The organism is Alteromonas profundi (genome assembly GCF_010500865.1).
GTDB lineage: Bacteria > Pseudomonadota > Gammaproteobacteria > Enterobacterales > Alteromonadaceae > Alteromonas > Alteromonas profundi.
Genome location: NZ_JAAAWN010000022.1, coordinates 38,696 through 51,166, shown reverse-complemented (window position 1 = coordinate 51,166; position 12,471 = coordinate 38,696). Strand labels below are relative to the sequence as shown.

The 12,471-nt window shown below is 46.3% G+C and carries 13 protein-coding genes; 5 read left to right on the top strand and 8 right to left on the bottom strand.

Features of this window, described 5'->3' with window-relative positions; translation table 11 throughout:
• Positions 1–38 precede the first annotated feature (38 nt).
• A complete protein-coding gene (locus GTH32_RS14725; protein WP_163087140.1) occupies positions 39–569 on the bottom strand; it encodes a lipocalin family protein in 531 nt (176 codons plus the stop codon).
• Between the two features lie 189 nt (positions 570–758).
• On the opposite strand from GTH32_RS14725, the gene GTH32_RS14720 reads away from it, so the two are divergent.
• Together GTH32_RS14720 and gloA2 are read left to right on the top strand one after the other, a co-directional pair.
• The gene (locus GTH32_RS14720; protein WP_163087138.1) at positions 759–1,709 is read left to right on the top strand and encodes an aldo/keto reductase; all 951 of its coding nucleotides are present in this window, start codon (positions 759–761) and stop codon (positions 1,707–1,709) included.
• A gap of 33 nt (positions 1,710–1,742) precedes the next feature.
• The gene (gloA2, locus tag GTH32_RS14715; protein ID WP_163087177.1) at positions 1,743–2,126 is read left to right on the top strand and encodes an SMU1112c/YaeR family gloxylase I-like metalloprotein; all 384 of its coding nucleotides are present in this window, start codon (positions 1,743–1,745) and stop codon (positions 2,124–2,126) included.
• A 20-nt stretch (positions 2,127–2,146) separates the two neighbouring features.
• On the opposite strand, the gene GTH32_RS14710 is transcribed toward gloA2, so the two are convergent.
• The 7 genes from GTH32_RS14710 to GTH32_RS14680 all read right to left on the bottom strand — a co-directional run bounded on the left by GTH32_RS14710 (position 2,147) and on the right by GTH32_RS14680 (position 9,772).
• Positions 2,147–2,929 (bottom strand): 3-keto-disaccharide hydrolase, encoded by a 783-nt coding sequence (locus GTH32_RS14710; RefSeq protein WP_163087136.1) that lies wholly within the window; start codon positions 2,927–2,929, stop codon positions 2,147–2,149.
• 64 nt (positions 2,930–2,993) lie between these two features.
• Complete coding sequence (locus GTH32_RS14705) at positions 2,994–3,611, bottom strand: gluconate 2-dehydrogenase subunit 3 family protein (RefSeq protein ID WP_163087134.1); 618 nt, start codon at positions 3,609–3,611, stop codon at positions 2,994–2,996.
• A complete protein-coding gene (locus GTH32_RS14700) occupies positions 3,611–5,296 on the bottom strand; it encodes a GMC oxidoreductase (protein ID WP_163087132.1) in 1,686 nt (561 codons plus the stop codon). Before GTH32_RS14700 ends, GTH32_RS14705 begins: the two co-directional genes overlap by 1 nt.
• 51 nt (positions 5,297–5,347) lie before the next feature.
• Complete coding sequence (locus tag GTH32_RS14695) at positions 5,348–6,262, bottom strand: hydroxypyruvate isomerase family protein (protein ID WP_163087130.1); 915 nt, start codon at positions 6,260–6,262, stop codon at positions 5,348–5,350.
• Complete coding sequence (locus GTH32_RS14690) at positions 6,255–7,472, bottom strand: nucleoside permease (protein ID WP_163087128.1); 1,218 nt, start codon at positions 7,470–7,472, stop codon at positions 6,255–6,257. The genes GTH32_RS14695 and GTH32_RS14690 overlap by 8 nt, the downstream gene beginning before the upstream one ends.
• 30 nt (positions 7,473–7,502) lie before the next feature.
• Positions 7,503–8,579 (bottom strand): sugar phosphate isomerase/epimerase family protein, encoded by a 1,077-nt coding sequence (locus GTH32_RS14685; RefSeq protein WP_163087126.1) that lies wholly within the window; start codon positions 8,577–8,579, stop codon positions 7,503–7,505.
• A 26-nt stretch (positions 8,580–8,605) separates the two neighbouring features.
• Positions 8,606–9,772 (bottom strand): Gfo/Idh/MocA family protein, encoded by a 1,167-nt coding sequence (locus GTH32_RS14680; protein WP_163087124.1) that lies wholly within the window; start codon positions 9,770–9,772, stop codon positions 8,606–8,608.
• A 370-nt stretch (positions 9,773–10,142) separates the two neighbouring features.
• Here GTH32_RS14680 and GTH32_RS14675 point away from each other — a divergent pair, with 370 nt between their 5' ends.
• From GTH32_RS14675 to GTH32_RS14665, 3 genes are all read left to right on the top strand, one after another.
• Complete coding sequence (locus tag GTH32_RS14675) at positions 10,143–11,156, top strand: LacI family DNA-binding transcriptional regulator (protein ID WP_163087122.1); 1,014 nt, start codon at positions 10,143–10,145, stop codon at positions 11,154–11,156.
• A 14-nt stretch (positions 11,157–11,170) separates the two neighbouring features.
• Positions 11,171–12,058 carry a sugar phosphate isomerase/epimerase family protein gene (locus tag GTH32_RS14670; RefSeq protein ID WP_163087120.1) on the top strand — a complete coding sequence of 296 codons (888 nt, stop codon included), beginning with the start codon at positions 11,171–11,173 and terminating at the stop codon, positions 12,056–12,058.
• A gap of 82 nt (positions 12,059–12,140) precedes the next feature.
• Positions 12,141–12,464, top strand: coding sequence for a DUF3392 family protein (locus GTH32_RS14665; RefSeq protein ID WP_163087118.1), 324 nt, complete (start codon positions 12,141–12,143; stop codon positions 12,462–12,464).
• Positions 12,465–12,471 lie beyond the last annotated feature (7 nt).

Sequence of the window (12,471 nt, the reverse complement as noted above, 5' to 3'; positions counted from 1 at the left end):
GGCAAATAGCCTCTTAGTTCACTATTACCAACCCGATCTTAGCTGTTTTCGTGCTCAACCCAAATAAGCTTATCTGTGTCATAGCCTTTTTGCTGCGCGAAATTCAACAGCTCATCCAGCGTAGCCTGTGGGAGTGTGGGGGTGCGCGCTAGCAACCACAAGTATTCCCGATCTGGCCCAGTGACCAACGCGTATTGATAATTCTCTTTATCGAGTTTCATTATCACGTAGCTGGCGTAAAAGGGGCCGAAAAACGAAACTTTCAAATGACCTATATCTTTAGACTTAACAAAGTAGGCTTTACCTTCTGCTTCATCCCATTGTCCATTTTCATCGTTATAGCCGCGATTGATCACTTTTATACCGCCATCGTCGCGCACACTGTAATTCGCGGTAACCCTTGAAAGACCCTCTTCAAAACTATGATCAAAACGCGCAATTTCATACCACTTCCCTAAATAGCGCTTTACTTCAAAGTCTTCAACAGCAGCGACATTATCAGGTGTACCTGTACACCCCCCTAACACCATAGTTAAACCACCTATCCATCCTAGTAACCATTTCTTCATAAAATTTCCTCTCACTATGCGCTTGTGCTTTAACTACGCATTTATCTACCTATATGTATCACTTCATACGTATTCATTTGTTAAACAGTCGACTAAATGCGCGACTTGGACCCCATAGGGCTTATATTGCCACTAACACCTCGCTATAGTGCATAGTTAATTTTATATACGCGACTTTGGAGTAACCTGATGCAAGCATTCTTCCCTCAAGCCAGTAGACTAATTTATGGTTGTATGGGCCTTGGCGGCGGCTGGAATGATATTCCTGCTAATGACGGCGATGTAAAACAAGCCCATGAGATTATAGAAAAGGTTCTTGAGCTTGGTATTAACGTATTTGATCATGCGGACATCTATACCTTCGGTAAAGCCGAAACCGTGTTTGGCAAAGTCCTAAAACAGTCGCCCGCCCTTAAAGACAAAATGATATTACAATCTAAGTGCGGCATACGCTTTGAAGATGACCTAGGGCCAAAGCGTTATGACTTTTCCGCCAACTGGATTACGCATTCAGTTGAAGGGATTTTGTCTCGCTTAAATATAGAAAAACTCGATGTTCTGCTTTTACACCGCCCCGATCCTTTGATGGAGTTAGAAGAAGTCGCTAACACGCTAACCACGCTTCAAAAAGAAGGCAAAATTAGCCACGTAGGCGTATCGAACATGCATGGCCATCAAATTGCTTATTTACAATCGGCTTTACCTACCCCGATAGTGGCAAACCAGTTAGAAATGAGCCTGGCTTTTCGTGATTGGCTGGAAGACGGTGTCACTACTAATAGCATAGCCAATAGAAACTCTGGTTACGCCCCTGGCACTGTAGAGCACTGTTTAACGAACAAGGTACAGCTGCAAGCGTGGGGAAGCTTAGGCCAAGGCAGATACACAGGCGCAAACGCGCAAACACCTGAAGAAACAGCAACGGCAGCGTTAGTGGCTCAATTGGCAGGGGAATATGAAACCACACCAGAAGCCATAGTGCTAGCGTGGTTAATGCGTCACCCGGCAAATGTACAGCCTGTGCTGGGTAGTACCAATGTGTCACGTATTGAAGCTTGCGAAAAGGCTAACCGCGTACAGCTAACGCGTGAGCATTGGTATTTGCTACTTGAGCGTGCGCGCGGCCTAGAAATGCCATAATGATACAAATAACAGGAAAAAAGGACTATGACGATGCTTAGTGGTTTTCACCATGTGGCCATTATCTGTAGCGATTACCCCACATCGAAGGCATTTTACACCGATGTGTTAGGGTTTCGCATTTTAGATGAGAATTATCGCGCAGCTAGAAATTCGTATAAATGCGATATTGCACTGCCGGATGGCAGCCAAATAGAGCTATTTTCGTTTCCTGGTGCACCTGAGCGTCCTTCTCGACCAGAAGCGCAAGGGTTGCGCCATTTAGCGTTTAAGGTAAGTAATATCGAGGATGTTATTGCTCACCTTGCAAATCACCAGGTGGCATGTGAGCCTATTCGCACCGACCCTTACACAAACAAACGGTTTACCTTTTTTCAAGACCCAGACGGCTTGCCGCTAGAATTGTACGAGCAGTAGCCTGCTCGTACCCTTATCAGTTAAAGTTCACGTACCCAAATATTACGGAAGCTAACGAGGTTTCCGTGATCTTGCAATTGAATAGGCGCGCAGCCATGTGCTTTGTATTTCGGCGCGCCAATCCACTCTGTGGTGCCTTGTATTTCCGTATGGTTTTGTACCACTACGCCATTATGAAGCACGGTGATGTAGCCCGGGCTTTCTAATGACTCTCCATCGAATTTAGGCGCGGTATAAATAATGTCATACTCTTGCCACTGCCCCGGTGCACGCATTGCGTTCACAAGCGGTATAGATTGTTTGTAAATGCTCCCCGCCTGCCCATTAGGATAAGTGGGGTTTTCATAAGAATCTAGCACTTGTACTTCGTAGCGTTGCTGCAAAAAAATCCCGCTATTATTACGCTGTTGTCCCTTCATATCAGGCTCTGGCTTAGGAACACGCCATTCTACATGCAGCTGAACATCACAAAACCCTTGTTTGGTTTTGATATCGCCGGTTCCTGGTTTAACCGTTAGCACGCCGTCTTCCATGGTCCAGGGGGCTTTGCCGCCCTTCAGCGACTCCCACGCCGACATCGACGTATCTAACAGTGCAATAGCATCAGAAGGAACCGCACCTTTGTCGGCATTCACCACCTCTGGCACCGGCTCCCAAACTTCTGTCTTCGCCGCTTGCTGTGCACGGCTAAGTTGCTGATTGTCTGACATATCACTTCCTTCAACGTCTGCTTGCGCAGTTACGGTAACGGTTAAGCCTGCCGCTAGCGCCATCATTAAGTGTTTCTTGCTACTTACCTTCATCTTATAACCCTTAAATTCTGTTCTAAAAAACCCTGTGCGTTTTGGTTTTATACAAGCGCATTTACTAAGTAGCCCACGCTTTATCCCCTTCTTTATACGGGTATTCGCCATCGTAATAACCTGGTATAGCAACATATCTAAGCACCTTGGTGGCCCCTACTTTTGACGTGAAGAAGCAATACAACGTTAGCTGCTTTAGCAACGTAAAGTAGTGGGGGGTGGGTTTATCGGTATCTGGATCCCACCTATTTGGCTTACTGGTTTCTATATACGTAGGAATGCCATTGGCTAAGTTCGCGGCTTTCGCTTCAGTATCAAGCGCATTAAATAATTGAGTTTTTTGCTCTTTGCTAAGCAGTAAAAAGTCTTTACCGAATTCTTCTTTACTGCGGCGACTTATTTGCTGTAAACCAGCTTTAAAGGTTTTTTGTAGCAACGGGGTATAACAGTCGGCCACAAGCACAGCCATGGTTTCGCCAACATTAGCGGCTTTTGCCCCCGGCGTATCGGTTTTCGGAATGATAACTTCGCCCATTTCGTTAAGTAACGAAACGTCTTCTTTGCTGAACCCGGTATCGCTTAGCGGCACCGGGGGCACTATTTCGTAAGCAAGGGCGTTACCGCCCACCATCATAGTGCCGGTTGTTGCGGCAATCAGTTTTAATAAATCTCGGCGTTGCATTACAGGTTACCTCGCTTTAATTCCTCTACCGCAAATTCGGCTGCTCTGGCAGTAAGTGCCATATACGTTAATGATGGGTTCACGCAGCTTGCCGATGTCATACATGCGCCATCTGTAACAAATACATTCAGCGCATCCCATACTTGGTTATGCCCATTTAACACAGAGGTTTTAGGATCTCTGCCCATTCGTGCTGTGCCCATTTCATGTATACCCATACCCGGCGCATAATCAGCATCCCAACCTTCAATATTCTTAAGCCCGGCCGCTTCAAACATATCCATTGCGTCTTGCTGCATATCTTTACGCATTTTCAATTCGTTTTCTTTAATCTCAACATCCATCGCTAGCACGGGGAGGCCCCATTTGTCGGTAGTGTTTTTATTCAGATATATACGATTTGCGTGATCAGGCAACATTTCGCCAAACGCTGTCATGCCAATGGTCCAGCCGCCCGGCTCAGACAATGCGTCTTTTAGGTCTGCGCCCACACCTAGCTCGGCAACATCTTTTCGCCATCCGTTACGACTAGCACCACCTTGATAACCAAAGCCTCGCAGGTAGTCTCGTTTATCGCTGCCCCAGTTTCTAAAACGAGGAACATAGAAGCCACTAGGGCGTCGTCCGTAGGTATACTTGTCATCGAACCCTTCTACTGTGGCCGACGCGCCCACTCTAAAGTGGTGATCCATCACGTTGTGACCTAGCTCACCACTGCTGCTGCCAAGACCGCCATCCCATACATCGGTTGCAGAGTTCATAAGTAGCCACGCAGAATTAAACGCTGAGGCATTTACAAAAATAATTTTACTATTAAACACATAGGTTTGATTGGTTTGTGCATCTATTACCTCAACCCCTGTGGCGCGTTTACGGTCTTTATCGTAAAGAATTTCTTTAACGATAGAGAAGGGACGAAGGGTGAGGTTGCCGGTTTTCATTGCGGCAGGTAAGGTTGATGATTGAGTACTAAAGTACCCACCAAAAGGACAGCCTAACCAGCACTTATTACGGTACTGACAACTGGTACGTCCATCTTCAGGTTTCGCTTCGGTCATATTCGCCGTACGACCGGAAATAATATGGCGGGTACCTTTAAAAGCTTTTTTCACGCGCGCAGCTACGTCTTTTTCAACGCAGTTAAGCGCCATCGCTGGTTGAAAAATACCATCGGGAAGTACATCTAGCCCGTCGCGGTTACCGCTGATACCTGCATGCTTTTCAACATAGTCATACCAAGGCGCAACGTCTTCGTAACGTATAGGCCAATCTACCGCAATGCCTTCCTTATCGTTGGCTTCAAAATCTTCACGGTTTAAACGGTAACTTTGGCGGCCCCATAACAGGGAGCGGCCCCCAACATGGTAGCCTCGATACCAGTCGAAACGCTTGTCTTCGATATAAGGGTTTTCTTTTTCATTCGCCCACATGCCATAGGTTTTTTCGTTTAGGGGGTAGTCGCGTTTTAACACGGGATAATCTACCTTCATGGCTTGTGTGGCTAAATCTCGGTGGGGATAATCCCAATCCTCTTTATGCGCATTTTTATAGTCTTTGATATGCTCAATGTTTTTGCCGCGTTCAAGCATCAAGACTTTCAACCCTTTTTCGGTGAGTTCCTTTGCTGCCCAGCCACCACTGATCCCTGAGCCAACGACAATTGCATCATAGTCATTATTTGCCATCTTGTGTCCCCTTACACACCTACATCATGTAGTGAGTTCGTATTTTTAAATTCATACATCGCAGATTGCGACCGCTTCGCGAAGCGATGCCACTCTGCCTGCTTTTGTTTCTGGCGTAGGAATAAACTCCTGTGCCAAGTACCCACTAAACCCGGTTTCCTTTATTGCGCGAGCAATGGCGGGATAATTTAATTCTTGTGATTCACCTATTTCGTGGCGCCCCGGAACGCCCGCCGTATGGTAGTGACCAAAATAGGCATGGTGATCGCGAATAGTACGAATAATGTCGCCTTCGTTAATTTGCATATGGTAGATGTCGTACAACAATGAGAAGTGCTTGCTATTAAGCTGCTTACTTAACGCTATTCCCCACTTAGAGCTGTCGGCCATATAGTCTGGATGATCTATTTTGCTATTAAATAGCTCCATAAAAATCACTACACCTCGCTTTTGGGCATGGGGCAAAATTCGTTGCAATCCAGCTACCGCATTTGCTAACCCTTCTTCTTTACTCATCCCTTTAGCGTTACCGCTAAAACAGATAAGGTTGGTATAGCCTGCGTCGGCGACCAAATCGATGTGTTTTATATAACGCCTTTCAAGTTCGTCATGAAGGTGGGCATGAATAAACCCATCTTCTAAACTAATTTCCGCCCCATTACACATGGATGAATCAATACCGTAGCGCTTCAAGGTAGGCCAGTCTTCTGGGCCCACAAGATCGATAGCGCTAAAGCCGAGTTTTTTAACGGTTTTACATAATTCTTCAATAGAGAGGTCGCCGTATGTCCAACGACTCACGGAGTGATTAATGTTGCCCTTCAAATTGAGCTTGTTGTCCATCGCCACCTCATCTGTGCCCGCGTTATTGCCGTGCGCCCGGGCAAACATAGGTGCAGTGGTTAGCACCCCCGCCCCGGTATACGCCATCGTTTTAAGTAAGCGTCTTCGGCTATGGTTATGCATCGGTTTGTACCTTTTCAGATTTGAACATCAATAAAAAGATGATTAGCACTACCGCAGCAAACCCTGCGGGGAACAACCAGATATCCTGCCATTGGTGATTTCCAGCCAGCGCCGTATATTTATCGGTAATAAGGCCTGCGATGGCAAAACCCACAAGCATCCCTACGCCATAGGTGGCTAAGGTTATTAGCCCTTGCGCAGCACTTTTTGTACTCTCTTGGGCTTTTGCGTCGGTATATATCTGCCCTGATACGAAAAAGAAGTCGTAACAAATACCGTGCAACGCGATGCCGACAATAAGCATAAAGAGCGCCTCGTCGGCGTTACCGAAAGCGAAAAGAAGGTAACGTAATACCCATGCCGCCATACCAATAAGTAAGGTGGCTTTAATGCCAAAACGATTCAGAAAAATGGGTAGAGCGAGCATGAAAAGTACTTCCGACACTTGTCCGAGCGTCATTTTTCCGGTGGCATTTTCTACACCTATTTCAGTAAGAAACGGGTTTGCGTTTTGGTAATAAAAAGCCAATGGGATACATATAAGTACCGAGGAAAGGAAAAACACTAAGAAGTTTCTGTCTTTTAATAAACCCAAAGCATCAAGGCCTATAACGTCTCTTAAGCCCGTTTTTTGCCCTTTTGCTTTTGGTGGTGTAGCCGGCAACGTAAAGGCATATACACCTAAACCAAATGAGGCAATAGCACACAACAGAAAGGTATTTCGCAGCATGCCATCAGCTATTGAAGCGGCTGAATCCCAAGAAAATACATAGCTAATCATTAAGCCCGCGACTATCCAGCCAATGGTGCCCCACACCCGAACTTTGCCAAATTCTTTTGATGGGTTATTCATTTGGCCAAACGCCACCGAATTTACCAGAGCCAGAGTGGGCATGTAGGCAATCATGTACCCCAATACAGCTGGGTAGAAAGCGGTAAAATCGTCTGCTTGATACATGGTGTACATAAGTAACGCACCACAAAGATGAAGTACCCCCAATATACGCTCTGCATTAAAATACCTATCGGCAATTAGGCCCACAATAAAGGGCGCAATAATGGCCCCCCAGCTTTGGGTAGAAAACGCCATACCTATTTGCCCGCCACTGGCGGATAATGTATTGGCAAGGTAAGTACCTAGAGTGACGAACCAGCCTCCCCAAATAAAGAACTGCAAGAACATCATTATGCTAAGACGTAGATTTATCATGATTATTGTTATCCGGTGTCTGCGGGCGACCTACTTGCTAATGCCCAAAATTCGATTGTTTTTTTGTTCACTAACCTCGCCACCTGCGAAGTCGTCAAAGGCATAGCGCGTTGGTTGAATAATGTGCTCGGCTATGAAGGGCGCACCTTCTGCTGCCCCTTGGGCTGAGTCTTTTAAACAGCATTCCCATTCAAGCACCGCCCAGCCGGTAAATCCGTATTGGGTTAACTTGCTAAATATGCCTTTAAAATCTACTTGTCCATCGCCAAGCGATCGGAAGCGCCCTGGACGTTCTTTCCAGTCTTGGTAGCCGCCGTAAACGCCACTTCGACCATTGGGGTTAAACTCGGCATCTTTAACATGGAACATTTTTATACGCGTGTGATAGCGATCGATAAAATCTAAGTAGTCTAATTGCTGCAATACGAAATGGCTGGGATCAAATAAGATATTCGCACGAGGGTGGTTATCAACCGCCGCGAGAAATTGCTCGAAAGAAGCCCCGTCGTGTAGGTCTTCACCGGGGTGAATCTCATAACAAACATCAACACCTGCTTCATCAAAAGCATCTAAAATAGGGCGCCAACGCGCTGCTAGCTCGGCAAACCCTTGTTCTACCAAGCCGGCTGGACGCTGTGGCCACGGATAGACCAAATGCCACATTAATGCTCCGGAAAAGGTAGCGTGCGCATTTAGCCCCAACCGCTTGCTTGCTATAGCCGCGCATTTAAGCTGATTAACGGCCCATTCGGTTCTTGCCTGAGGATTACCATGCAAATGCTCAGGGGCAAAGTTATCAAATAGCTCGTCGTAGGCCGGGTGTACCGCTACAAGCTGCCCCTGAAGGTGCGTAGACAGCTCAGTAATTTCAACGCCGGCGGCCCGACAGCTTGCTGCTACTTCATCGCAATAGTCTTGGCTTTCTGCCGCCTTTTCTAAGTCGAATAAGGCAGGGTCGGTAGGCACTTGAATACCCTTATACCCCTGAGAAGCTGCCCACTTTGCCATATTTTCTAAGGTGTCAAAGGGCGCTTCTTTACCCATGAACTGTGCAAGAAAAACAGCGGGCCCTTTAATGCCGGTGTTACTTTCATTCGTGTTTGTCATGCTGATATCCTTTTAGGTTCTTAGGCTTAATTTTGTAGGCCAACATTACTTATAGTTTCCCACTTCATATCGCTATCTGAACTGGCCAACATAGCACTAATAAAGGCCAAACCTCTTACCCCAGAATGGATACCCGGCACACCTTTAGCCTTGCCGCTGTCGCCGTTTCGTATTGCCACAGCGAAGTTTTTATACAAGTTCGCCATTGCTTCTAAATACCCTTCAGGGTGTCCCCCGGGAGTACGACAACGATCTATAGCCTCATTACACAAACCGGGTTGTCCTAACCCTGCACGAAATACTTGGTAAGGCGCGCCTAACGGACGGTATACCACTGAATTTGGCTCCATTTGCTGCCATTCCAAACCGCCTTTATCGCCGTAAACGCGAATTTTTAGCGCGTTTTCCTCACCTGCACACACCTGACTTGCAATGAGTACACCGGTTGCGCCGCTTTCCATTTTGATAAGTGCTGCGCCGTCATCGTCTAAACGCCGGCCTTCTACATGGGTATGTAACTCACCACACAGGGCACTAACGTTGTCGTTTAGAACAAACTCTACCAGCCCAAATGCATGGGTGCCTATGTCGCCCATACAGCCACTGCCCCCCGCTAATGCGGGGTCGGTACGCCATTCGGCTTGCTTATTGTGGCTTTCTTCGTTAGCTGACAACCATCCCTGTGGGTACTCGACAAACACCTTACGAATACTACCTAGCATGCCCTGCTCTATCATATGGCGGGCTTGCCATACCATGGGGTAACCTAAGTAGGTATGAGCTAACCCGTATAAACGGTCGCTAGAAAGCAAAGCATCTTGTAAGTCGAGTACTTCGCCTAAATCAACACCTGCCGGCTTTTCACAAAACACGTGAAAACCCGCTTTTATCGCGGCTAAAGAGATAGGAACGTGCAAATGATTAGGGGTAACAATAACCACCACTTCCATTCGCTCTGTAGGTGGAAGTTTCGCTTCAGCGTCTAGCATTAATTGCCAATCGCTGTAAGTTCGCTGGCTGTCTATATTTAAAGCATCGGCAGTGTTACTGTTATTCTTTGCATCGCGGCTAAACGCACCACATACCAGTTTATAATCACCATCGAGCCCAGCTGCATGTCGATGAACGGCGCCGATAAACGCCCCTTCACCGCCCCCTATCATGCCCATTCGTATTGGTTGTGTTCGCGCCATAATATTTGCTCCTTGTGTGCCCAAAGCCAACAAAACATAAATTTCGATGCTTCGACACTCTCACAATTTGTTGCATAATTGTAACTATGTATAAAATGTAACGGATTACATTTTTACCTGTCAATGTATTTGGTCTCTTTTTGTTAAACTAAAGTTGAAAATTTTCACGTTTCAACCCCGTTCTCTTCTGCTATAGGTCACGTACCGCCTAGCTTACCCGCAGGTACTCGGAAGCAATTTAACAAAACAGCAACACATAGTGCTGGATTTTTTAAAAAAGTGACGTATTCTTCTAAGGTAATGATAACGGTTACATTTTGACTACCGGTTAAACATAGCAACATAGGCAAGCAGTAAAAATACAATAACTATGGCAAATATAAGAGATGTAGCAGACAGCGCAGGTGTTTCTGTAGCCACGGTATCGCGGGCGCTTCAACAGCCTGAGCGAGTGTCGCCTAAAACACGCAATAAGGTGATGGCGGCAGTTGAATCGGTGGGATATAAACCAAACTTAATGGCGGTTAAATTTCGTTCGGGTAAAACCCATAACTTAGTTGTATTGGTTCCTACCGTAGCAAACGTTTTTTTCGCACGGGTTATAAGCGGTATGCAAGAAGCCGCCGCTGAGTTAGGTTATTCAATACTGCTGGCAAATACCCTTGGCAACCCCGATATTGAAGCCCATTACGCCAAAATGGTGAGTACTTCTCAAGCTGACGGTCTTATTCAACTTCGGGCGCAAACTCCGTTAGACGACAGCATGATTAACGACAATGGTCTTTTGCCTATGGTTAACGCATGTGAGGTAATTGAGTGTGGTAAGTACCCGGTTGTTTCGTTAGATAACCGTGCTGCGGCCAACGCTATGACAACCCATCTCATCAATTATGGCCATCAACGCATTGCGATGGTGAAAGGGCCAGACTCAAGCCCTTTAACGCAAGATAGGTTATTAGGCTATCAAGATGCGCTAGCGGCCGCCAATATTGCGTTTGATGATCATTTACTGTTTCCCGGCGACTTTACACTACAAGCGGGCTATCAAGCGGGTACTGCCATTTCGCAATTGCCTGTTACGCAGCGCCCTACCGCGGTGTTTTGTGAAAATGATGAAACCGCCATTGGCGCAATGCAAGCCTTTAAACAGGCCGGCCTTAATGTTCCTAACGATATATCGGTAGCGGGTTTTGATGATATTGCCTTTTCGGCATTTTGTGACCCCCCTCTTACTACCATAGCGCAACCCGCAGAAGAGTTCGGCAGAACCGCCGTTACTCTATTAATAGATGTGCTAAATGGAAAAATTCGTAAAGCGCCAAAGGTGATAATGCCTTTTGAGTTAATTACCCGCCAGAGTACTGGCCCGGCTAAACACGCGTAAAGGAGAGACCTTAAATGACAGCATCATATAATCAGCATTCACTCGCCCGCAGAACCTTTTTGAAACTTGCTGCTACCACAGCTGGGGTTGCCATTGCGCCTAGCATACTAGCACATGGGCACGGTAAACATACGATGAGTAATACAAAGGTAGGCTTACAACTTTACACCCTACGTGACATTATGAAAGTGAGCGTTCCGGCCACCTTAAAGCTGGTTGCCGCTATTGGGTATAAAGAAATGGAATTCGCTGGATACTTCAACCATTCAGCCAAAGAAATTAAGCACATTTTAGACGGCGAAGGCTTAACGGCGCCCTCGGCCCATGTACAGTTACAAGATTTACAACAGAACCTAAGCCAAGTACTGGATGATGCGCAGACAGTTGGCCATAAGTATGTAGTAGTGCCGTGGCTAAGCGAGGCGCAGCGCGGCGAAGGGATTGAGCCCTATCAACGATTAGCTGATAGCTTAAACTCCATTGGCGAAGCCTGCCAAAAAGAAGGTATCACCCTTGCCTATCATAACCATGATTTTGAGTTTGAAAACCGACAAGGGCAGCTACCTTTAGATGTATTGATTGAAAACACCGACCCAGACTTTGTAGCCATGGAATTAGACCTATACTGGGCGGTAAAAGCTAACCAAGACCCAGTTGAATATTTCAAACGCTATCCTGGGCGGTTTAAACTTTGGCACGTTAAAGACATGGCAAAAGACGGGGCCTTTGCAGATGTAGGCACCGGCGTCATCGACTTCAAAAATATTTTTGCCCATGGCGAGCTTGCAGGTATACAACATAAGTTTGTGGAGCGCGATAAAACTAACGATAGAATTGCCACAATAGAGCAAGGTTTTACCGCGGTAAATAAGCTTAACCAAGCGTTAGCGGCCAGTAAGTAAACTACTTCTGCAATAGATAGATAAAGGGTATTATAACGGCACCATAGTGATGAGCATAATGATGTAGGTGCCGTACCCTATTATGACTGAATTATTTAGCGCAGTATCGCGCGCGTTAAGCCCCTATTATACCGAAATGAGTATTATGCTAATGGCCACTATTTTAGTGGTATATGGCGATATTATTAATGGCCATGTTAAACGTATACTCGCCCCCTACCATTTCATGCTAAGAATTAGCCTATTCGTTTTGCTGTGTGCCTTTGGTTATGGCGCATTAACCTTATATGGCGCACCTTTTTTAAAGCACGTTATTGCCTATTTGCCTTGGCAATACCAAGGAGTAGGCTTTGTAGCGGCGTTTATGGCAATTGGTTTTTTAGCAGAGCGACGTAGGTATATTTAGCGGGTGG

Bases quoted from the DNA above. Each gene is read 5' to 3' on its own strand.
- GTH32_RS14725 (WP_163087140.1), bottom strand. From the start codon at position 569: ATGAAGAAATGGTTACTAGGATGGATAGGTGGTTTAACTATGGTGTTA.
- GTH32_RS14720 (WP_163087138.1), top strand. From the start codon at position 759: ATGCAAGCATTCTTCCCTCAAGCCAGTAGACTAATTTATGGTTGTATG.
- gloA2 (WP_163087177.1), top strand. From the start codon at position 1,743: ATGCTTAGTGGTTTTCACCATGTGGCCATTATCTGTAGCGATTACCCC.
- GTH32_RS14710 (WP_163087136.1), bottom strand. From the start codon at position 2,929: ATGAAGGTAAGTAGCAAGAAACACTTAATGATGGCGCTAGCGGCAGGC.
- GTH32_RS14705 (WP_163087134.1), bottom strand. From the start codon at position 3,611: ATGCAACGCCGAGATTTATTAAAACTGATTGCCGCAACAACCGGCACT.
- GTH32_RS14700 (WP_163087132.1), bottom strand. From the start codon at position 5,296: ATGGCAAATAATGACTATGATGCAATTGTCGTTGGCTCAGGGATCAGT.
- GTH32_RS14695 (WP_163087130.1), bottom strand. From the start codon at position 6,262: ATGCATAACCATAGCCGAAGACGCTTACTTAAAACGATGGCGTATACC.
- GTH32_RS14690 (WP_163087128.1), bottom strand. From the start codon at position 7,472: ATGATAAATCTACGTCTTAGCATAATGATGTTCTTGCAGTTCTTTATT.
- GTH32_RS14685 (WP_163087126.1), bottom strand. From the start codon at position 8,579: ATGACAAACACGAATGAAAGTAACACCGGCATTAAAGGGCCCGCTGTT.
- GTH32_RS14680 (WP_163087124.1), bottom strand. From the start codon at position 9,772: ATGGCGCGAACACAACCAATACGAATGGGCATGATAGGGGGCGGTGAA.
- GTH32_RS14675 (WP_163087122.1), top strand. From the start codon at position 10,143: ATGGCAAATATAAGAGATGTAGCAGACAGCGCAGGTGTTTCTGTAGCC.
- GTH32_RS14670 (WP_163087120.1), top strand. From the start codon at position 11,171: ATGACAGCATCATATAATCAGCATTCACTCGCCCGCAGAACCTTTTTG.
- GTH32_RS14665 (WP_163087118.1), top strand. From the start codon at position 12,141: ATGACTGAATTATTTAGCGCAGTATCGCGCGCGTTAAGCCCCTATTAT.